The organism is Promicromonospora sp. NPDC050262 (assembly GCF_040655935.1).
In the GTDB taxonomy this organism is placed as follows: domain Bacteria; phylum Actinomycetota; class Actinomycetes; order Actinomycetales; family Cellulomonadaceae; genus Promicromonospora.
In genome coordinates, this window is sequence record NZ_JBFAKX010000007.1 from 87173 (window position 1) to 109257 (window position 22085).

Below are 22085 nucleotides of genomic sequence, written 5' to 3' on the forward strand. Positions count from 1 at the left end.
GAGGACTCCCCATGCCCCGTCACCCCGGCAGGGCGACGTGGATCTTGGTGGCGCGGCCCGCCGTGACGAGGAATCCGCGCCCCGGCGGGAAGTCCTTGCGACGGATCCGGCCGAGCGGTGTGTTCATGAGCGTGTCGCCGTCGGTGTCCCCCGGCGTCAGGAGCAGGCCGTTGCGGCCGGACTTGAACGGGCCCGCGAGCGTGAACGCCTTGCTCCAGGTGGACGACTCCGACTCACCGATGACGAGCTGTTCCTTGCGGGTCGCCAGCTTGACGAACGCCTCCAGCGGCTTCTCCGCGGGCGTGCCCGTGAGCTCGGTGTAGTTCTCGATCATCACGGTGAGAGTACCGGGGGCGAGCCGATCGCTCTCGAGGGCCGCGGTGAGGTCCTTGAGCGTCTCGACGATGTCCTCGGGGCTCGACGCCGACATGTCCCAGAGGTCCAGCGCGGACAGGCTCGTCCGCCGGGAGGACAGGTAGACCAGCCGCCCGCTCCCGGCCCGGCGCAGCGCCGTCGCCAGCGTGACGAACGCCGTCGTCCGGCCGGAGCCGGGCGGGCCCGCCAGCATGAGCGGGCCACGCATGGGCAGGCCGATGGGCGCGATGTCGAGGTCCCGCAGACCGATCGTCGCCAGGTCCGCGGCGCGCTGCGGCAGCTGCTCCAGCGTGAACGTGTCGGGCAGCCGGTCGACGCCGGGTGCCTGGGGCACCCCGCCGACCGAGCGCATGGTCTGCTCCAGGCGGGCCAGCTCGCGCGACTGCACGGCGCCGTTGGAGTCGCCGCCGAGCACGGCGATCTGCGCCTCCTGGCCGTACATGATGGCCCGGCCGGGCGCGGAGGCGGGCGTGAGCACGTCCTTGGGGACGTTCAGCATCACGTAGTCGTCCTCCTTGGCCATCCGGTGCACGATCCGCTTCTGCACCGTGGAGGCGAGCGACGGCGGCACGGAGACGGCGCGGTCGCCGCTCATGACGAGGTGGATGCCGACGGGCCGGCCGTCGGTCGCGAGCTGCGTGAAGGTGCCGAAGATCGAGAAGCCGCGCGCCGTGATGTTCTCGTAGGCGTCGCGGAACGCGCCGATGCCGTCGACGAGCACGATGATGCGCGGCTCGTCGGGCTTGTTCGCCAGACGGCGGTACTCCTCGATCGTCGAGGCGCGCACGGCGGCGTAGCGGTCGGCCCGCTGGTCCAGCGTGTCGCGCAGGCGGCGCAGGAGGCGACCCACCCGCTCCTCGTCGTCGCCGGCGATGATCGCGCCCACGTGCGGCAGGTTCTCGAGCATCTGGAGACCGCCGGAGCCGCAGTCGATGCCGTAGACCTGCACGGGACCGCCACGGTGCGTCAGACCGGCGGAGACCGCGATGGTACGCATCGTGGTGCTCTTGCCGGTGCCACCGGTGCCGTAGATGGCGAGGTTGCCGTCGCTGTCGGGCTCGTAGTGCACGGTCGGCTGGGCCTGGGCCGGCGGGTTGTCCAGCACGCCGAGCACGAGCTGGGAGTCGGTGCGCCGGTTGGGCAGCAGGGCCAGGTCGTACGTGGGCGCCAGCTCGGGCAGCCAGGGCTTGCGCGGCGCGGGGACGCCCGCCTCGTTCGCCGCACGGCGGATCGTGCTGACCACGCGGGCGATGTCGTTGGGGCCCGGGTCCCTGTCCTCGATCACCTCGGGTGCCGGCAGCTCCCAGCGCCGGCCCGTGCCGAAGTCCATCTCCTCGATGTCGAGCGACGACCGCTCGAGCTCGTCCGTGGTCCAGCCGCCGGCGTAGCCGGTCTGGAACGTGGTGAGCCGGCCGGGGCCGGTCTTCGCGGCGCCCCGGCCCGGGATGGACGGCGAGAAGTGTGCCGCCATCTCGTCCCCGAGCACGTCCTTGGAGTCGTGCTCGTCGGCCATGCGCAGGGCGATGCGCAGGTTGGTGTTGGCGCGCAGGTTGTCCTTGATGACACCCGCGGGGCGCTGCGTCGCGAGGATCAGGTGCAGGCCGAGCGAGCGGCCACGCTGGGCGACGTCGACCACGCCGTCCACGAACTCGGGCACCTCGCCGACCAGGGCCGCGAACTCGTCGACCACGATGATCAGGCTCGGCGGCGCCTCGGGGTCACCCGTGCGCTCCAGGGACGCGAGGTCCTTGGCCTTCTTCCGGTTCAGCAGGTGCTCGCGGTAGTGCAGCTCGGCGCGGAGCGAGGACAGTGCGCGCCGCACGAGGTGCGGCGACAGGTCCGTCACCAGGCCGACCGTGTGCGGCAGGTTGACGCAGTCGGCGAACGCCGCGCCACCCTTGTAGTCCACGAACAGGAAGGTCACGCGGTCGGGACTGTGCGCGGCCGCCATGCCGAGCACCCAGGACTGCAGGAACTCCGACTTGCCGGCACCGGTGGTGCCGCCCACGAGGGCGTGCGGACCCTGCGTCCGCAGATCCAGGTGGAACGGCTCCACGCCGTCGTGCCCGACCAGCGCCCGGAGGTTCGTGGGCGTCTTGCGCCGCACGGGCGGCGACCCGTCGCGCGGGGTGAGGGAGAGGTTCTCCTTCCACCGCTCGACCACGCCGTTCGAGTCCTGACCGAGCTCGGTGCCCGCCAGCGACAGGTAGGAGACCGCGCGGGGCAGGTCCGACTCGTCGTCGGTCGGGGCGCCGATGTCGATCACCGGCGACAGGATCCGGGCCACCTCGCGGGCCGTCGGCAGGTCGGCGACGTCGCAGCGCACCGGGTAGGCGAGCTGCCCGTAGTGCACCTCGCCCGTCATGGCGCCGTTGTCGCTGGCGTTCGGGTCCAGCAGCACGAAGGTGCGGCAGGCCGCCGGGAGCTGCTCGACGGTGGGCGCGATCCAGACCACGTGGACGCCGGCGGCGGCACCGTGCTCGACCAGTCGGACCAGCCGGGCCCGCTCGACCGGGGCGTCGTCCTCGATGAGCACGACGACGGACGGCAGCACGGGCTTCGGCGGCGCGTCCTTTCGATCCTTCTCGGCGTCCATCTCGCCCACCAGGGGTGCGGGACCGTCGAGGCTGACCCCCCGTGCCTCCACGAGCTCCTCGAGGCGCGTCAGCAGCGAGGCGCCCGACGCCGGGTCGTCGGCCAGGTGGTCCGACGCGCCGAGCGGGCTGTGCGGCGAGCCGGTGTGGGGCAGCCACTCGAGCCACTCCCAGTCCGCCCGCGAGCGGGCCGAGGTGAGGGCGGTGACGACGAGCTCCGCGGGCGAGTGCAGCGTGACGAGCTGCAGCAGCACGGACCGGCCCACCGGTTCGACCACGCCGCTGGGCCCGGCGATGCCGACGTTGCCGCCGTACCGGAACCCGGCGCCCATCGGGACGTCGTGGATGGTGAGGCACTGCTGCTGCAGGTCCAGCACCCGCTGCCAGTGCTCGGGGATCGCGTCGTTCTCGCGCGGCTCGTCGAACAGGGTGCGGGCGGGGCCCGAGCCGAGCCCGAACCGCACGGTGAGGAACCCGCGGTGCTCGGGGCGGTGGGTCCACATCAGCCCGCCGAGGCGGCGGACCGCGTCGAGGGACTCGGCGAGCGACGGCAGCTCCGCGAGCCGGACGGCCCGTTCGACGGCGTGCGTGCGGTCGATCCGCTCCGACGTGGCGACGACGGCCTGCTCGAACTGCTCCGAGGCCTCCTTGAACTGCTTCTTGCCGTAGACCTTCCGGTCCAGCCACATCCCGACCATCATCACCGGGCTCATGAACATGAACAGCAGCGAGATCGGGTTGCGGGTGAAGGAGTACATGACCGCGCCCATCACCATCGGCGCGAACATCATCATCCAGGGCAGCCGCTGCGGCTGCGGGGGCTTCGGCGGCTTGGGCGCCTTGATCTTGATCTCGCCGAACCGCGTCACCACGCGCGGGGAGCGGTTGAACTCCACGACCGGGCTGGTCGGCGCGATGCTCGTCGAGCGGTGCAGCGCCACCACGGAGAGCGTGGTCTCGCCGAGGGTCACGGTGTCCGACGACGTCAGCACGGCGCGCGTCATCCGCTTGCCGCCCATCACCAGGCCGTTGGCGGAGGCGAGGTCGTGCACCTCGATCGACTCGCCCACCACCACGCGGGCGTGGCGCTTGGAGACCTGCCCGTCCTGGAGGCGGATGTCCATGCCCCGGTCGCGGCCGATGTAGGAGGTACCGACCGGCAGCGGGAAGTCGCGCCCGGCGTCGGGCCCGTCGAGGACGCGGAGCTGCGCGACCGCGGTGCCGCGGTCCTGCCCCGGGTTCACGAACTGCTCGGAGACGCGCACGATCGACACCACGGACCCGGAGCGCAGGCCCGCCTGGACCAGGTCGTTGGTGGGGGTCAGCACCCGGCCGCTCGTGAAGCTCGTCGAGCCGTCGCCCAGCACCTGCAGCGTGAGGTTCTCGGGTGCGGGGGCGCCGTTGCGGGTGGGGTCGCCCGAGAAGAGGGCCTCGGCCACGTCGCGTACCGTCGCGGTGGCGTCGGCGGTGACCGCGACGTTCACGCCGGACTCGTCGGGTCGGTTGAGGGTCAGCTTGATGCGCACGTCAGGCGTCGTCCTTCAGGTCGAGAAGTGGAAGGTCCGCGGGGGTCACCAGCCGGGAGGCGACGGCGTACTCGACGAGTCGCGCGCGCCGGTTGGTGGCGAGCAGCCCGGGGCCGCCGCGGAGCCCCTTGACGCCGATCCGGTCCAGCTTCTCGCAGACGTTGTCGAGCTTGCGGTTGAACCGGGTGGTGGCCCAGCCCAGGCGGCGTGCCGCGTCCGCACTGGACGGGATCTCGCTGAGGCCGGTGCCCTCGCGCCGCAGCATGGGCTCGGCGAGCACCACGATGAGCTGCTTCTGGCTGGTGGTGAAGCTGATGGCGCCGATGGTGGTGGCGCCGGTGTCGGGGTCCTCGGAACGGACCTCGTGGTACGGGGCGTCCGTGAGCTGGGCCGTGAGCTCGTAGGTGGTGGGGCCGGCCGTGAAGACGATCGAGGTGGTGGGGAAGACGATGGGCAGGCGATGGCCGGGCGGGAGCCAGGACTGCACGCCGCCGCCCGCGTCGCACACCGTCGCCGAGATCAGGGAGCCCACGTTCGAGAGCCACCAGATCCCGTCCTCCTGCGTCAGGCGCAGGAAGCGGCGGTGCAGGTAGGGGTTGTCGTCGATGGCGAGGTCACCCTCGCGGCCCACGTCGAACCCGTCCTCTGCCTGCGCAGGATCGAACCACTCGCCACAGAACTCGAGCGCGAGATCGCCCACGTCGTCCCCTCTTCTCCCCCTGTCAGCCGGCCGATCGGCCGGAGTCGGTCAGCCCGCCTCGACGCACGCCTGCTCCGGCTGCGCCGATGCCTTGCCGGAGCGCACCACGACGACCTCGAGGCACGTCTTCTCGCCGTCGAGCCGCTTCACCGTGACGGTGGTGCCCACGGAGGGCTCGTAGCGGCTCTCCTCGGTGACCGACAGCACACGGTACCCGTACTCGTCACCCTCTTCCTGGGTTTTAGGCGGCTTCCAGGTGAAGACGACCTCGTCGCCCTGGGCCTTGCCCTCCAGGTCGATCACCGGTGGCACGTAGCCCGTGCCGGGCGCCGGCGGCGGGTCCCCCGCGACCGTCTGGGTCTGCCCCGGGTCCTCGGGATCCTCCCCGCCGTTGCGCAGGGCGAACCAGCCCACGACCAGCACCACCACGAGCACCACGGCACCGGCGACGAGCGCCACCGTGCCCCACGGCGACGACTTCTCCGGCGCGACCTCCTGCGGCAGGTCCGCGGGCGCCTCCGGCGCGCGCGTGCGGTGCACCGTCTCCTCGACGGGCGGGGCGTCCCACCCGAACGAGGCCACCGGCACGTCGACGGCGGGCACGGTCGTGCGCGCCCCTGTGGCGGTACCCGCCTGGGGCGCCCAGCCGGACGTGCCCTGCGTGGCCGGCGCGAAGCCGCCCGACGACGTCCCCGCGCTGCCGCCGGACGCCGGCCCGGGAGCGGGCCGCTGGCCCGGGTCGATCGCCGTGACGTTCTTCAGCCGCGTACCGTCGTCGTCCTCTTCCTCCTCCGCGACCGCACCGGTCTCGTCGAGGAGGTCGATCGGCGTCATGTCGCGCGCCAGGCCCACCTGGACCTGCTGCAGCGCGCGGGCGAACGCCAGCACCGACGGGTACCGCGACGAGGGGTGCTTGGCCATCGCGATCCGGAGCACCTGCTCCAGCGACGGCGGCACGTCGTTGCGCCCGATCGGCGGCAGCGGCGCCTGCTCGATGCGCGCCACCAGGTCGGCCGACGTGTTCGAGCCGCCCGGAACCTCGAACGGGGTGCGGCCGGCCAGCAGCGTGTAGCAGGTGGCGGCCAGCGCCCAGACGTCCGTCGTCTTGCCCGCGACCGGCGGGTCGCCGAACGACTCCGGCGGGGACCACGGGATGGACATGCCCTCCGCGGCCGACGCCTGGTCGACCGTCGACGAGATGCCGAAGTCGGTCAGCGCGGGGTGCCCGAACTGCGTCACGAGGATGTTGGCGGGCTTCAGGTCGCGGTGCAGGATGCCGAGCCGGTGGGCGGTCTCCACCGCGCCGGCGATCTGGATCGTCGTGCGCAGCGCCTCGGCCAGCGAGAAGCGCTCCGACCGGTACCGCGCGCCCAGGTTCGGGCGCGAGCAGTACTCCATGGCCAGGTACGGGCGGCCGTCGTCGGCGACGCTCGCCTCGTACATGGTCACGATCGAGGGGTGGTTGCCCAGGATCGCCATGAGGTCGGCCTCGGAGTCGAACGCCACGCGCTGGGCGTCGCTCGCGTGCTCCTTGAGGAGCACCTTGACGGCGACCAGCCGCTTGGGGCGCTGCTGCTCGTACAGGAACACGTCGGAGAAGCCGCCCGAACCGATCAGCTTCTTGTACTCGAACCCTGCGATCTGGGGCGGCGCCGAGGGCGCGCGCTTGCTGCTCACAACTCTCCTTCGTCGATGGTGGGGCCGTACTCGTGCGTCGAGGCCCTCACCAGATGCCCTCGAAGGTCAGGGTCGCGCCGTCGCCCAGGTCCACGACGTCGCCCTCGACCACGATCACCTTCTCGTTCGGGTGCAGGCGCCGGGGCTGCTGCCCCGGGCGCAGGAGGGTGGTCCCGTTGGTGGTCGCGAGGTCGGCGACCAGGACGTGCCACTCCTCCAGGGTGATCTCGACGTGCGACCGCGAGATGTCCTGGTCGGGGCTCGCCACCGTGACCAGGCGCGGCGTCCTGTCCGCCGAGGCGTTGTTGGTGCGGGGCCGCCGGCCGACGATCACGGGGCGGTCCAGCTCCACCACCTGCGGTCCCCCGATGCCGGGCTGCACGCCACCCGTCACGAGCATCTGCCCGAGCGACGGACGCGACACCAGCTCCGCGTCCCCCGACAGCTCCGCGCCGCACGTGCGGCAGCGGTCGTTCGTCGGCGGGTTGGGGTGCCCGTCCGGGCAGGGCAGACCGAGGATCTGGATGGCGCCCGGGAGGATGCCCACCGAGAACTTGGGCACGACGGCGCCCGCGGCCTTGCGCAGCGCCGCGATGTCGGACGACATCATGGTCTGGCCGTCGTGGTCGTCCTGCTCCACGGGCGCGGCGTCGGCCGGGGACTGCCCCACCGAGGCCGCGCGATCGGCAGCGCCCGGCGTCACGCCCGGCGGCGGTTCCGGAGCCCCGGACAGACCCGACCAGCCGCCCGGCACGCCGGAGATCAGGGCGTCGCCGCTCTGCTCCGGGGCCCGTGGCAGGTCCGGCACCGGCGGGGGCGACGGCACGGGTGGCGGGGCGGGCACGGGCTCCGCGGCCTGCTCCTCCTCGGCCTCGTCGTCGTCCTCGCCCTGGCGCACCGCGGCGTCCTCGACCCGGCGCATCACGGTGTCGCCGAAGAGGTGGCCGTAGTCGTCGTCGGAGCCGAACTGGGTGGCCTCGTCCACCTCCGTGCGCGGCTCGGGAGCCGACACCGTGCCGAGGCCGAGCACCGGCGTCGGGCCGGAGACCGGGGCGGGCTCCTCGCCGGGGGCCGGCTTCTCGTCGGGAACGGGCTTCGCGTCGGGCTCCGCGCCCAGCACCGGCACGTCGAGCGCGCCGGGCACGATCGTCTCGCCGGACGGCTGCCCGCCGAACCCGAAGATCGGCACGCCCCGAACGGGTGCGGGACCTGGGGCCGCCTTCACCGCCGGGACCTCGACCGGGGCCGCCGGGAGGCTCACCGGCTCCGCGACCTCCACCAGGGTGCGCCGCAGGGCGCTCGCCCGCACCACCGCGGACTGCACCGGGAACTCCTCGTCCGCGGGCGCCTCGTCGGTGGTGATCGCGAACGACGTGGGGCCGTCCACCACGCGCTCCGACCAGGTGACGACGCCGGCCCCGGTCACCTCGACCGGACCGCCGGCCCCCTGCGCGCTCACCACGACCTTGACGCCGGTGCCGCGCACGGCGACGTGCGCGGCCGTGGCCGGCTCTCCCCCGGAGAGCGAGACGACGGCGAACGGCGGCGTCTCCGCGAGGCCGCCGGCGGCCAGGACGCCGAGCGTCGCCGCGACCCCGCCGTCGGGCGCGTCGAGCGCGGTCCAGAGCGCGTCGACGACGCCGGCGGGAGCCGGGCCGGGCAGCACGACGACCGTGCCGTTCCGGACCACCGCCCGTGCGGATCCCTCGCTGTAGTGCACCGTCATCTCAGACCCCCTGGCTTCTTGCTGCGTGCTCTTCTCGCGGCAGGGTGTCCTCGTCAGGCTCCGCCCCCGCCCGTGGTGCTGTCGACGACCCTATGGTCTCGTCGTCCAGGCCGGTCACGTCGACCACGACCACGGTGATGTTGTCCCGGCCACCGGCCTGGATCGCCGCGTTGACCAGGTGCCCGGCGGCGCGCTCCGGGTCGGGCTGCTCCAGCAGGATCGCCGCGATCTGCTCGTCGGTCAGCTCCCCCGTGAGGCCGTCCGAGCAGATCAGCACGCGGTCGTGCAGGGTCACCGGGATGTACCGGAAGTCGGCCCGGACGTCCTCCTGGGCGCCGAGGGCGCGGGTGATGACGTTCCGCCGGGGGTGCCTGCGGGCCTCGTCCACGGTGATGGTGCCCGCGTCCACGAGCTCCTGCACCTCGGAGTGGTCCACGCTCACCTGCGACAGCACGCCGCCCGACAGCATGTAGGTGCGCGAGTCCCCGACGTTCACGAACAGCCAGTACGGCACGTCCTCGCGCTCGTCGACCAGCACGCCCGTGAGCGTGGTGCCGGGCGCGTTGCCCGAGTCCGTCTCGATGGCCCGGACCCGCTGCTGCGCCACCTCGAGGAACGCCTCGACCAGGGCCGGCTCCACCTGCTCGATGTCGGCCAGGCCGCTGAGCGCGGCCAGCGCCTCGGAGCTCGCCACCTCGCCCGCCTCGTGCCCGCCCATGCCGTCGGCCACGAAGAACACCCGGCCGGTGGCCAGGTACCCGTCCTCGTTGAGCGACCGACGACGACCCTGGTGCGATGCCGCACCCCAGGTCGTCGTCAGCCCCTGCTCCTGTTCGGTCATGCCCGGGACTCGTCGGCGTGCACGACCAGACGACGGTCCCCGACGTGGATGGTCGAGCCCACCGGCACGCGGACCCGCGCACCCGGCTCCGCGACCTGCGGCGAACGGCCCGGCGCCGAGACCACGGTGCCGTTGGTGGACCCACGGTCGGTCAGCCACAGCCCGGCGGAGTCGACGCCGAGCTCGGCGTGGTTCTTGGACACCGACCGGGTCGGGTCGTCCACGCGCACGAGGATGTACCCCGCGCCGCCGCTCGCCTGCGGGTTCCGGCCCACCAGGGCGGGCCCGTCGATGACCCGGCGCTCACCGGACTCGAGCTCGAGGGCCACGGTCACGACCGCGGCAGGCTCCAGGACCGGCGCCTGCATCCGCGTGGAGTCCGAGAACCCCTCGGACTGCGGCGGCAGGGTGGGCTGCGCCACCGGAGCGGGCTGGGCCGGGGCCGCGCCGCCCTGCGGGAGGGTCACCCCGCGGGTGGGGCGGGACTCCGGGTGCTGCTGGGGCGGCAGGGTGGCCGGGGCCTGCTGCGCCGGGGGCGCCGCCTGCTCCTGCTGCGCCGGCCAGGTCCGCGCCGGCCAGGCCGACTCGGGCTGCCCCGGTGCGGGTTGCTGGGGCGCGGGCTGCTGCGGTGCCGGCTGCTGGTACTGCTGGACCGGCTGCTGCGGTGCGGGCTGCTGGTACTGCTGCGCCGGCTGCTGCTGGGCGGACGGCGCGCCTGCCCCGCTGCCGGGGATGCCCGTGATGAGGCCGTCGCCGGTCGGAGCCGGTGCGCCCTGGGCGGGTGCCTGCGGGAACGCCCACGGGTCCGGGGCCGCCACGGACGGCTGGGCCGGAGCCTGCGGGGCCACGGGAGACAGCGGGGGCATCTGCGCGGAGGCGTACTGACCCGGTGCCGGAGCCGGCGGCGCCGCCGTCCGCACCGCGGGCCTGCCCGGGGCGCGGGGCCCCGGACCCACCGGGGCGAGCCCGGTGGACAGTGCGATCTGCGGGGCACGGACGTCGACCACGACCGACCGCGCGGCCTTGTCCTGCCAGCCCTGGACCTTGCCGCCCTTGTCCCACAGGGGGCTGAGCAGCACCACGATCTGGCCCACTCCGGCCACCAGGGAACCCGCCGCGAGCACGAGCACGCGCAGCAGCTCGCGGACGAACCCGATCGGGGTGCGGTCCTCGGCGGAGAGCGTGCGCAGGCCCATCACCGAGTTGCCGATGGTGCGACCGGTCCGGGACTCCCAGATCCACATGGAGAGCTGGAAGCAGAAACCGACCAGGCCCGCGATGAGGTAGACCCGCACCGCCTGGGCGGCGATCTCGGCCGCCTGCTCCTGCGTCACCACCGTGAGCGCCGGGGGGATGTCGATGAACGAGAGGCCGACGGCCGCCACGATGCCGATCAGCACACCGGCGATCACACCGTCGACGAGCCAGGCCACGACGCGCTTGCCGACACCCGCGTAGGGCGCGACCAGCGGCGGCGGCACGGTGCCGGCCTTGGGGATCTGCGTCGCCGTGTACACCTCGACCTCGGTGGTGATCGGCGGCCGGCTCTCCACCAGCGGCACCGAACCCGAGCCGTGGCGCGCGGCGGCGGCCGCCTGCTGCACCTGCCCCTGCGGAACCTGGGCCTGCTCCACGACGGGCCGACCCGTCCGTGGGAACTCCCGTCCGCACGCGGCGCAGAAGGGCGCGCCCGCCCGCTGGGTCGACCCGCAACCAGCGCAGACCACGTCCGTCATCAGTTCTCCTTCGTCCGCCGGGACCCGAGTCCCCCGAGGGCCGCGAGGATTCCGCGACCGCCGCCCGCACGCGCCCAGACGGAGCGCAGCGACAACGCCGCGCCGACCCGCCGTCGCGTGCTCAGGTTGGAGCGTAGCCCGCCCACCAGCTCGTCCACCTCGGCCCAGAAGGACTCGACGTCCGCCTGGGTGGGCTCGCCGCGGCCGAAGACCGACGCGTCCGCGCGGTGCGCGAGCGTGAGCGTCGACGGGACCTGGTGCGCACCGGCGATCACGCCGGCACTCTCCCGCCGGGTCGCGCCGCGCGGCACGCTCGTCCCGAGGTCGGTCACGACGTCGACGACCTCGTGCCAGCCGCCGCTGATGCGGTCGGCGGGCAGGTCGGCAGTGCGCCGTGCCGCCCGTCGGCGAGCCTTGTAGGCGAGGATCGCGATGATCGGTCCGGCGATCACCAGGAGCGGGATGCCGACCGCGAGCAGGATGAGTCCGAGCAGGCCCCAGTCGAACGGGTCGTTCTCGGTGTCGTCCTTCTCGTCGTCCTCGACGCTGCCGGCCTTCGCCTTGTCCGGCTCGTCCGGCGGCTCCGGGTCCTGCAGCACCGGGGGCTTCGGCACCTGCTCGCTCTTAGGCTCGGGCTGGATCTGCGGGTTCTCGTCCGGGACCGTGTCAATCGGCACCCAGCCGTACTCCTTGAAGGGCACCTCGACCCAGGCGTGGACGTCGCTGCCGACCACGGTCCAGGGCTTGCCCTCCTCGAAGTCGCTGTCCTTGTCGGGGTAGAAGCCCATGACCACACGGGCCGGGATGCCCGCCTGGCGCGCCATGAGGGCGAGCGCGACGGCGAACTGCTCGTCGTCGCCCACCATCTCCTCCTGCTCGATCAGCGTGTCGACGCGGTCGGCGGAGTGACCCGGACGCGACGGCGGCTGTCCGTCGAGCCCGCTGGACAGGAAGCCGGAGCTCTGGAGCGCGTCGCGGAGCAGGAAGAGCTTCTCCACCGGGTCGGTCTTGTCGCCCGTGAACTGCGCCGTCTTGCCGGGCAGGCCCGCGGGCAGCGCGCTCGCCTCGGTCTCCGGCAGCTCCACGTCGCGGATCGTGCCCTTCTTCAGGGCGTTCTCGTCCGGCGTCGCAGGCAGCAGCATGTTCAGCCGGTACGTGTCCCCGGACCTGATGCCCGCGGTGGTGAGCGCGGTGCTGGTCTTCGAGTTGTAGTACGTGCCGTCCGTCTGGGCCTCGGCGTTCGCGCCGAGCCACTCCACGCCGGTGAGGTTGCCGATCTCGGGGACCCAGACGCCGCTGTACCCCAGGACCGTGACGTCGATCGGCGTCGGCGTGTCGTGGGAGCTCGTCGCGATCTCCTCGCCGACCCGCGTGTAGACACCGGCGTCGCCGCCGTCGCCGGACGCGTCGAAGACCACGCCGTCGTACCGGTCGAGGGTCGCGAGGCGGACGCGGCCGCCCTCGGGCAGCTCGCTGACGGTGAACAGCTCGTCCTCGCGGGCGTCCTTGGCGTAGTGCCGGAACGCCACGAGCGGGCTGGTGAACTGGTGGATGTCCAGCGGCGGGACCACCGTCTCGCGGAGCACCGTACGCGGCTGGCCCGGCATGAGGATGGGCGCGGTGAAGCCCGCGACCAGCGCCGCGGCGCCCAGGATGGTGGCGCCCGTGCGCACCCGGTGCCAGCGCAGCCGGCGCGTGGCCTCGCGGCTGGCCTCCGTGGTGATCGAGTGCGTGCCGACCCGCGCCTCCATCACGCGCACCGCGCCCCAGAGCAGGGCCGTGATGGCGATGACGAGACCCTGCACGATCGGCAGGGCGGCGTCGAGCGTGCCCAGCAGGATCACGCCGACCAGGCCGACGATGACCGGCACGACGGCCCAGACCGCGTGCTTGGCGCGCCACGAGATGGTGCCCGCGACGAGCGCGACGATCATCATGAGCAGGAACGGGACCACCCCGAGGTCCGGGAACGACTGCATGGGGGGCACCGTGGTGATGAACTGCTTCCAGCCCTGTACGGAGCCGAGCAGCAGCTCGCGCAGCGTGTCCAGGGTCGGCACCACACCGGCGATCGTCGTGTGCGGCAGGGCCAGCGCGCCGCCGAACAGCACGTAGGCCAGCACGGCCAGCGCCGTCACCACGACGGCGGGGAACCGCCGCCAGGCGCCCACCCAGGCCACGGCCAGGCCCACGAGGGCACCGCCGACCGTGGGCAGCAGGTACCCGAGCGAGCCCCAGACCGGGCCGAAGCCCACGGCGACGGCGCCGAGCATCACGGCCAGCGCCGCGAGGTCGACCAGGGCGAACCTGGTCAGCGCGCGCGGCTGCTCCGCCTCCTTGCGCCGGGTGGTTCCCCGGCCCGTGCCGGTCCGGTACCCGGGTCCGGTGCCGGAGGGCGGCTGGCTGCCCTGGGCGCGGGCGCCCGCCGGGAGGTTGCCGCGGGTGTTCTCGTCGCTCATCCGTCGCTCATCTTCTTCAGCGCAAGGGGCAGGTCACCGAGGCGGCCCAGGGTGAGCACGCCCAGCTCCGCGATGGAGTGCCGGCCGAGGGAGGCCCCCGGTACGCACTGGATGGCCATGACCTGCACGCCCACGGGCACGCGGGCCGACGCCGCACGCAGCTCGGTGGGCGTGACCATGCTGCCGACGATGAACGAGATCACCGAGAAGTCGGCGGCGGCCATGCTCGCGGCACGGGCCAGGTCCACCAGCTTGGACTTGCGGGACTCCATCTCGATCCGGGAGAGGTCGTCCATCAGACGGGTGCGGTGGTCACCGTGCAGCGTGGCCTCGTTCACGAGCACCGTCACGCCGCGGTCCTCCTTGATGGCCTGCAGGCCCAGCGAGCCGCACACGCTCACGGCGAGCTCGAACTCCTCCTCGTTCGCGTAGTCCTCGGCACGCGTGGACAGCAGCACCGCGAGGTGCGAGCGGCGGGTCTCCTCGAACTGCCGCACCATGATCTGGCCGGTGCGGGCCGTCGACTTCCAGTGGATGTGCCGGCGGTCGTCGCCGGGCACGTAGTCGCGCAGGGCGTGGAAGTTCACGTCCGAGTTGGTGATGTCGTTGGTGATCCGGCCCTCGAGGTCCTTGAGGAAGCCCGTGGAGGAGCCCGTGAGGTTCTTGACGCGCGGGTGCACGAAGACCTCCTGCTCGTTGGTCCACGTCATCTCGCGGCGCAGCAGGCCGAGGGGGTCGGCGCGCACGGACTTGACCGGACCGACCGTGATCACGCTGCGGCGCCGGGTCGGGATCGTGAAGATCTCCTCGTGCGTGCCGCCGCCCTTCAGCCGCGGCACGGGGAACGCCGCCGTGCCGCTGCCGACCGGGAGCTCCATCACCGACGGCAGCAGCGGGCGGCTCGACGAGTTGCGCACGTCGAGGCGCCCGACGGCGCGGTCGCCGACGGTCACGCGAGCCTGCGCCAGATCGAGCACGACGTCGTACTTGAACCGCCCGAGCACGAACACGATGGCGCACAGCAGGGTCACCGTGAGCACGATCGCGGCCACCAGCAGCTCGAGCCAGCCGAGCGTCAGCCCGGCGATCCAGGCACCGGCCGCCACCAGGGTCACCGCGATGCCGAACGTGCTGAACGTCCGGCGGACCGGCGCGAGCGTACGACCGACCGCCCCCGCCCGGGTGCGGGCGGCGGCCGCGAAGGTCACCCAGCCGCGACGGCCGCGCTGCACCTGCGCGCGGCCGGCCGCGACGACGCCGGCGAGGCCCGTCGGCTTGTCCTGGCGCTTGCCGTAGGCAGGTCCGGCCGCGCTGCCCGCCGAGATGCCCGAGGTCGTCATGCCGAGGCCCGCTCCTGCGGCGCTGCGACGTCGGCCATGATCCGGGCCAGCACGACGTCGGAACGGGCGCCCGCGAACTCGGCCTCCGGGTCCAGGACGAAGCGGTGGCCCCAGACCGGCTGCGCCAGCTCCTTGATGTCGTCGGGCAGCACGTAGTTGCGGCCGTGCGCGGCGGCCCACACCTTGGCGCAGCGCACCAGGGCGAGCGCGCCACGGACCGAGACGCCGACGCGCACCTCGTGGGCGTTGCGGGTCTCCTCGGCGAGGCGCGACACGTACTCCAGCACCGCGGTGTCGGTGTGCACCGTCGCGGCGAGGTCGGCCATCTCGGTGACGGCCTTGGTCGTGATGATGGGCTGCAGCACCTGGCTGCGGTCCTTCAGCGCGGCGCCCGACAGGATCTCCACCGTGGAGGCGTGGTCCGGGTAGCCCACCGACGTCTTCATGAGGAAGCGGTCGAGCTGGGCCTCGGGCAGGCGGTAGGTACCGGCCTGCTCGATCGGGTTCTGGGTGGCGAGCACCATGAACGGGCGGCCGGTGGTGTGCGCGACGCCGTCGACGGTGACGCGGCCCTCCTCCATGACCTCCAACAGCGCGGACTGCGTCTTCGGCGAGGCACGGTTGATCTCGTCCGCCAGGACGATCGACGCGAAGATCGGACCGGGGTGGAAGTCGAACTTCCCGGACTTCTGGTCGTAGATCGTCACACCGGTGACGTCGGACGGGAGCAGGTCCGGCGTGAACTGGATGCGGTTGTGCGAACCCTGGACCGACGCCGCGATGGAGCGGGCGAGCATGGTCTTGCCCGTGCCCGGGGCGTCCTCCAGCAACAGGTGGCCCTCGGCGAGCATGCACGTGAGCGCGAGGCGCACGACCGGCGCCTTGCCCAGGACCGCCTGCCCGACGTTGCCGACGAGCCGGTCGAAGGTCTGGGCGAACCAGGCCGCCTGCTCGGGGGTCATCGTGGTCATCTCGTGTTTCCCTACTGCTCGTTACTGCTCGTCCGTCGGGTGAAAGTTGTGTCGATCATGGCGTGCCCGACCGCCGCGTGCGCGGCGGCCGGGCAGGGTCGGTTCTACCAGTTCCTGGCCTCGTACAGGGTGCCGTCGATCCGCACGGCCACCTGCGTCCCCGGGTACCCGTAGAAGCAGCTGAGCTGGCGGCTGCCGTTGGCCGAGCCGAAGTTGATGGTGTAGGCGCGGTCGGGCGTCAGGATGTTGTGCCAGCCGGACTCGTCCGGGTTGGTGCCGGAGTAGCACTCGACACTGTGGTTGCCGGTCGGGAAGTCCTGCCAGTTGACGACCATGTAGGCGCACGAGGCGTCGCTGCAGTCGTCGTTGTCGACGCCCGAGCCCCGGGTCACCCAGGCCTTCGGGTCGGGCCTCGCGTCCGACCTGGCCTCGGCGCACCTGCTCGCCTTCTGGCCCTCGGTGTCCGTGACCTCGACGCAGGCCCGCTCCAGGGTGCTGTAGCCCGTCGACACCGACTGGGTGCCGTTCGACGCGGTGCTGTTGAACGCACCCGAGACCACGACCGAACGGATCGCCCGGCCATTGGTCGCCCGGCCGTCCCAGGTGAAGGTGACCTTCTGGTCCCCGCCGCTGGCGCTGATCGACGGCGTCGGCACCGGGCCGTAGGGCACCACCGCGTTCGACGCGGCGGACCAGGCGGAGCACGCGTGCGCGTTGCACGCCCGCACCTGGAAGGTGTACGAGGTGCCGTTGCTGAGGCCGGTGTACGTGTACGACGTCGCGTTCCCGGCGCTCGGGTTGCCCGAGCCGTTGGCCGAGACCTCGTACCGCGGACCGGTGCCGCGGAAGTCACCGATGCCGCTCCAGCTCACGTTCGCCTGGCCGCTGGTGTTGGAACCCAGTGCCGCGGAGGGCCGCGCCGGCGTGTCCGGCGTACCGAACGGCTCCACCGCGTTGGACTGGGCGCTGACCGGCGAGTCGCCGGCCTTGTTCGTGGCCATGACGGTGAACGTGTAGCTCGAGCTGGTGCTCAGGTCCTGCACGGTCTGCGAGGTGCCCGAGGTGGTGATGGTGTTCACCTTCGAGCCGTCGCGGTAGACGTCCAGGGTGTACGTCTTGACCGCGTCGCCGTTGTTGGCCGGGGCCGTCCACGAGACGTTGATCTGGCCGCCCACGGCGGTGTCCACGCGGCTGGCGGTAGGCGCGGCCGGCTGTGCCGGGGGCGCGGCCGGGGTCTCCGGGGCCGACGGCTCGGACCACTCCGACGGGTCCGGCGCCTGGTTCTTGGCCTGCACCCGCACGGTGTACGCCGTGCCGTTGTTCAGGCCGGTCCAGGTGGTCGTGGTGCCGGGCTGGCAGGTCTTCTGCGTCACGCCGTCGGCCGGGGCCGGGCTGATCTCCAGGTTGACGCACTCGATCGGGGATCGGTCCGTGTAGGACCGGTTCTGCCACTTCACGATCAGGCTCTGGTCGTCGAACTCGAGCGTCGGGGGCTCGGGCTGGTCCGGCTTCTCGTCCGGACGTGCCTCGCGCGACGCCGGGGAGGGCTCGGACTCGCCCACGTCGTTGGTCGCGGTGACCGTGAACGTGTACTTCACGTTGTTGGCGAGCCCGTCGAACGTGCAGGTGGTCGTGGCACAGGCGTGCTCCTGACCGTTCTGCGTCCGCAGCGTGTACCCGGTGATGTCCGCGCCGTTGTTGTTGGGCTGGTCCCAGCTCAGCACCACGGTCTCGGAGCGCACCTCCTCCACCCGTGGCGCGCGGGGCGCCTCGGGGCGGCCCAGCACCGTCAGCTTCGCGATGCCGTCCACCTCGCGGTCGGGGTCGCCGGTCGCGTCCTGCACGCGGTAGCGCACGGTCATGACACCCGTGAAGTCCTCGTCCGGCGTCACCACGAGCTGGTTGCCGCGGTACTCGGTGGTGCCGATGCCCGTCTCGACGGTCGGCACGCCCGACAGCGTCAGCTCCTTCTCGGGGAACGGGTTGGTGTCGTTGTCCAGCACCGGGATCGTGGTGGCCTCGCCCTGGTGGGCGTCGAGCACCACGTCCTGCGTGGTCTGGACCAGCGGCCGTGTCGAGGCCACGACCTCGACGGTCAGCACGGCCTCGACCGCCGGGTTCTTGCCGTCGGAGACCGTCATCGCCAGCTCCTGGGCGGTGCCCTTCGACACGGACGGGTCGACCTGGGCCGAGACCGCGTTGCCGGAGACGGACGGCGAGATGCCCTCGACACCCTTGACCTCGAAGGTCAGCGGGTCCTTGTCCGGGTCCTTGACGTACCGCGACAGATCGACCGAGCTCTCCTCGCCGGCCGCGACCTGCAGCACGGGCCGGCCCGTGATCTTGGGCGGCATGTTCTTGGACGGGGTCACGTCGATCGGCAGCGTCAGCACCGCCGTCAGGCCCTCGGGGTCGTCCGGCCCGTCGCCGTCGGTCACCTCGAAGCTGACCGACGCCGCGCCCGCGAAGTCCGGGGCGGAGGTGTAGACGAGCGTGTCCTCGTCCTTGACCTCGACCTTGCCCTCCAGCGCCTTGACCGTCTTCTCCTCGGTGATCCGCGGCTCCGTCCCGTCACGCACCACCACGTAGTCCGCGATGTCGATCGTCAGCGGCTCACCGCTGGTCGCCTTGAGCGGCTCCAGGCCCGGCTTGACGTGCGGCCGCGCCTGGTCGCCCGGCACCCGCACGAACGCCTTGGCCTCCAGGCCGTCCATGTCGGTCACGGTGTAGGTGATCACCTGGGCACGCTCGGTGAGCTGCACCTCCAGCGAGCCCTCCTCGGTGATCTGCACGCCCTCCAGGTCCGGGTCGACCGTCAGCTCGAGGTCGGCGGCCACACCGTCCGGGTCCACGTCGTTGGCCTTGACGTCCACGGTCACCGACGAGGATCCCTCGACGTCGTCCGCCGTGACCACGTCGTCGTGGGAGATGGGGCGCAGCAGGGGCGCGGTCTTGTCCACGTTCACCGTGACGGCGCCGCTCGCGGGGGCCCGGAAGCTGTCCTGGATGCCGTAGTAGAAGGAGTAGGAACCCTCGTCGTCCGGCGCGGTGACCACCACGTCGTCCTTGACGACCTTGGGCTCCATGTCCTCGGTGCCCTCGAACGCGCTCTCCACGAGGCCGATCTTGTCGCCGTCGGGGTCGGTGTCGTTCTCCAGCGCGCGGACGGCCACCGTGCGGCCCGGCCGCACCGTCGTCTCGTCGTCCGTGGCCTGCGGCGGCTGGTTGGTGGCGGGCTTCGGCGTGACGCCCACGCGCACCAGGCCCTCGCCCACCGCGCCGCGGGTGTCCGTCACCTGGTAGGTGAAGGTGTCCAGGCCGGTGCTGTCCTCGGCCGCGGTGTAGTCGATGAACCCGTCCACGATGGTGGCCGTGCCCTGCGACGGCGCCGCGGAGATCGAGCTCAGGGTGACGTAGTCACCGTCGGGGTCCGTGCCGTCCAGGTTCAGCGGAATCCGGGCGGTGCCTTCGCTCAGCACCCGGGCCGTGATGTCCGGGAGCTGCGGGGCCGCGTTCTCCGGGTCGTCCTTGACGACGATGGTCACCTGGGCGGAGTCCTTCTGCCCGTTGGAGTCCTTCACCTCGTAGACGGCGTGGTACGTCCCGGCCTCCTGGCCCGCCCGGAACCGCACCGTGTCCTCCGAGACGAACGCCTCGCCCGCCGCGGCCGGCGGCGACTCCTGCAGCTCGTCGGTCAGCGTCAGCTCCAGGCCGTCCGGGTGCGTGTCGTTCTTCAGCACCGGGATCGTCACCACGTCGCCCACGTGCACCGTCGCCTCGTCCGGACCCGCCTCCGGCGGGCGCAGCTGCGCCGGCGCCGGGATCGGCACCACACGCACCTGACCGGTCGTGGTCCCCGAGCCGTTCGCGACGGTGTACGTGACCGTCACCGGGCCGTCCAGGCGCTTGACCTCCGAGACCTTCAGGATCTGGTGGTTGAGCACCGCGACCTTGACCGGGGCGTCGCCGGGCACGCTGACGCCCTGCACCACGAGCACGCCGCCCGCGGGGTCGGTGTCGTTGGCGAGCACGTCCACCAGCGCCGAGCCGCCGGTGGGCAGCAGCACCTGGTCGGAGACCGCGACGGGCGGGCCCGCCTCGTCCGGCGGGTCCACGACGTCCACGCGCACCAGGCCCATGGTCGGCTCGGGGCCGTCGGTGATCTGGTAGGTCACGTCGTACGAGCCGGGCGAGTCGCTCGCGACCCGGAAGGTGCCGGCGCCGTAGTTCGGCGTGATCGTCAGGCCGGGCTTGTCGGCGACCGCCGTCAGGCGCAGCTTGTCGCCGTTGGGGTCGAAGTCGTTGACCATCGGCCGCACCGTCGCGGGCTCGCCGGCCAGCACGGTCACGTGGTCCTGCACCGCGACCGGCGGCACGTTGGTGGCGATGACGTCGACCAGCAGCCGGCCCTGGAAGGGCAGCCCGAAGGCGTCGGAGACCGTGATGTCCACGATCTTGCGACCGGTGGTCGTGCCGCCGTCCCGGAACTCAATGGTGCCGTCCGGGCGGAACCGCACCTCGTCCAGGGGGTCGGCGGTGCTCGCGTTCGACAGGAACATGTCGTCGCCGTCGGGGTCCTTGAAGTACGGCAGCACCTTGATGGTCGCCATGCCGTCCTGGCCCACCCGCAGCACGGGCTCGCCCGACTGGATCGGGGCGTTGTTCTCCTCCAGCGGCACCACCTTGACGTCCACGGACGCCTCGTCGGCGCCGCCCTCGCGACCGTCGTTCACCTCGTACGTGAAGCTCGTGGTCCCGGTCGCGTCCGCCGGCACGTCGGCCTGCAGGGCCGCGCCGTCGAGCACCCGGTCGACGCCGACCGCGCCGTCGACCTCGCCCTTGACCTTCACGACCATGACGTCGCCGTCCGGGTCCACGTCGTTGCCGAGCACGTTGAGCACCGTGGTGCGGCCCGGCCGCACGCCGAACGAGTCGTCCTTGGCGACCGGCGGACGGTTGGCCTTGTTGCGCTCGGCCACGAACTGGTCGACCTGCTCCGGCGTGGTCTGCTCGGACTCGGTCTTCTCGCCCTCGGCGTCCTCGGGCATCTTGAGGTCCCAGTCGTCGACCTTCTCGAACTGGTCGGCGGCCATCCACAGCGAGCCGTTCGCGACGTCGTTCAGGACGATGATGTTGCGGTTCACGCGGTAGACGAGGCTGATGCCGGCGTTCACGCCCTCGAGCACCTGGTCCACGTCGTTGTCCGTGCCCTCGCAGTCACGGATGACCTGGCCCGAGTTCCAGGCGCCGTAGACGCAGCCGCTGAGCTGCACGGGGGCCGACGGCCCGCCCTGCGCCGTGCGCGTCGTCGCGTCGCCGCCCCCGAGCGGCTGGGAGACCAGGCCCTTCGTGGTGGCCAGCACCACGTTGTCCGACTCGACGGACGGCTGCTGCAGCATGCCCTGGGAGCCGTCCTCGATCTCGACCGAGTCGCCCCCGGGCAGGATCAGGTTGCCCGTCGACTGGTTCAGCACCACGGGCTGGTCGCCGACCGCGGTGACCTGGATCTTGGCGTCGGCGCTCAGCGCGAGCGACGACTCCTCCGGGTCTTCGGCGACGCCCTGCGAGCTGGTGGGGACCGTGTACAGCTTGCCGTCGGCCGGCACGGCCAGGAACACGGTGCCGTCCTTGGCCACCGCGAGCGTGCCGCCCGGGCCGGCCTTGACCGTGGGCTTGAGCTTCTTCTCGTCGAACGCGACCGCGCCGTCGAAGGGCAGGACCCAGGCCTTGCCGGACTCGTCGTCGTACACCGCGGTGGTGGCGCCGCCCGCGGCGACCTGCGCGCCGGCGGGGAACTTCATGGTGCCGCGCAGCGTGAGCTGCGCCGGCTCGACGGGGCTCGCGGACGAGTCGCCCGTGCTGTCCAGGAGCACGCGCTGGGCGTCCTGCTCCACGTCGAAGCTCGCCGAGTTGGCGAGCAGGGTGCCGTCGAGGGCCTTGGCCTCGTAGTTGAACCGGCCGAGCTTGCCCGAGGCGGTCTGGGTCACCCAGACGCCCGAGTCGTTGAGCTCGACGTCGGCGGTCGCCTCACCGTCGTAGAGGAGCGCGAAGCCCAGGAGCCCCGCGCCGAAGAGGGTTACCACACCGACCGATGCTGCCGATCTGCGGTTCTCGTACACGCGTGAGACAAAGCTCATGCG

10 protein-coding genes are annotated in these 22085 nt (G+C 72.5%); all 10 read right to left on the minus strand.

Annotated elements, in window-relative coordinates:
• Positions 1 to 19 precede the first annotated feature (19 nt).
• The 10 genes from AB0I29_RS12930 to AB0I29_RS12975 all read right to left on the minus strand — a co-directional run bounded on the left by AB0I29_RS12930 (position 20) and on the right by AB0I29_RS12975 (position 22082).
• On the minus strand, positions 20 to 4495 hold the full coding sequence (locus tag AB0I29_RS12930) for an FtsK/SpoIIIE domain-containing protein (RefSeq protein WP_357481962.1): 4476 nt from the start codon (positions 4493 to 4495) through the stop codon (positions 20 to 22).
• A gap of 1 nt (position 4496) precedes the next feature.
• Positions 4497 to 5195: a hypothetical protein gene (locus tag AB0I29_RS12935; protein WP_285100894.1), complete on the minus strand. Its 699-nt coding sequence runs from the start codon at positions 5193 to 5195 to the stop codon at positions 4497 to 4499.
• A gap of 48 nt (positions 5196 to 5243) precedes the next feature.
• The gene (locus AB0I29_RS12940) at positions 5244 to 6872 is read right to left on the minus strand and encodes a protein kinase (RefSeq protein ID WP_357481964.1); all 1629 of its coding nucleotides are present in this window, start codon (positions 6870 to 6872) and stop codon (positions 5244 to 5246) included.
• Between the two features lie 46 nt (positions 6873 to 6918).
• A complete protein-coding gene (locus tag AB0I29_RS12945) occupies positions 6919 to 8598 on the minus strand; it encodes an FHA domain-containing protein (RefSeq protein WP_285100891.1) in 1680 nt (559 codons plus the stop codon).
• 1 nt (position 8599) lies between these two features.
• Positions 8600 to 9439: a protein phosphatase 2C domain-containing protein gene (locus AB0I29_RS12950; protein WP_285100890.1), complete on the minus strand. Its 840-nt coding sequence runs from the start codon at positions 9437 to 9439 to the stop codon at positions 8600 to 8602.
• The gene (locus AB0I29_RS12955) at positions 9436 to 11175 is read right to left on the minus strand and encodes an RDD family protein (protein ID WP_357481967.1); all 1740 of its coding nucleotides are present in this window, start codon (positions 11173 to 11175) and stop codon (positions 9436 to 9438) included. The genes AB0I29_RS12950 and AB0I29_RS12955 overlap by 4 nt, the downstream gene beginning before the upstream one ends.
• Positions 11175 to 13634: a transglutaminase domain-containing protein gene (locus tag AB0I29_RS12960; RefSeq protein ID WP_285100887.1), complete on the minus strand. Its 2460-nt coding sequence runs from the start codon at positions 13632 to 13634 to the stop codon at positions 11175 to 11177. The genes AB0I29_RS12955 and AB0I29_RS12960 overlap by 1 nt, the downstream gene beginning before the upstream one ends.
• A complete protein-coding gene (locus AB0I29_RS12965; protein ID WP_285100886.1) occupies positions 13631 to 14974 on the minus strand; it encodes a DUF58 domain-containing protein in 1344 nt (447 codons plus the stop codon). The genes AB0I29_RS12960 and AB0I29_RS12965 overlap by 4 nt, the downstream gene beginning before the upstream one ends.
• On the minus strand, positions 14971 to 15945 hold the full coding sequence (locus tag AB0I29_RS12970; RefSeq protein WP_285100885.1) for a MoxR family ATPase: 975 nt from the start codon (positions 15943 to 15945) through the stop codon (positions 14971 to 14973). Before AB0I29_RS12970 ends, AB0I29_RS12965 begins: the two co-directional genes overlap by 4 nt.
• Before the next feature lie 104 nt (positions 15946 to 16049).
• The gene (locus AB0I29_RS12975; protein ID WP_357481970.1) at positions 16050 to 22082 is read right to left on the minus strand and encodes an Ig-like domain-containing protein; all 6033 of its coding nucleotides are present in this window, start codon (positions 22080 to 22082) and stop codon (positions 16050 to 16052) included.
• Between the last annotated feature and the right edge of the window lie 3 nt (positions 22083 to 22085).

What these genes read in the sequence shown, in the direction of transcription:
- AB0I29_RS12945 (WP_285100891.1), bottom strand. Translation starts at nt 8,598, where the DNA reads ATGACGGTGCACTACAGCGAGGGATCCGCACGGGCGGTGGTCCGGAAC.
- AB0I29_RS12950 (WP_285100890.1), bottom strand. Translation starts at nt 9,439, where the DNA reads ATGACCGAACAGGAGCAGGGGCTGACGACGACCTGGGGTGCGGCATCG.
- AB0I29_RS12955 (WP_357481967.1), bottom strand. Translation starts at nt 11,175, where the DNA reads ATGACGGACGTGGTCTGCGCTGGTTGCGGGTCGACCCAGCGGGCGGGC.
- AB0I29_RS12960 (WP_285100887.1), bottom strand. Translation starts at nt 13,634, where the DNA reads ATGAGCGACGAGAACACCCGCGGCAACCTCCCGGCGGGCGCCCGCGCC.
- AB0I29_RS12965 (WP_285100886.1), bottom strand. Translation starts at nt 14,974, where the DNA reads ATGACGACCTCGGGCATCTCGGCGGGCAGCGCGGCCGGACCTGCCTAC.
- AB0I29_RS12970 (WP_285100885.1), bottom strand. Translation starts at nt 15,945, where the DNA reads ATGACCACGATGACCCCCGAGCAGGCGGCCTGGTTCGCCCAGACCTTC.
- AB0I29_RS12975 (WP_357481970.1), bottom strand. Translation starts at nt 22,082, where the DNA reads ATGAGCTTTGTCTCACGCGTGTACGAGAACCGCAGATCGGCAGCATCG.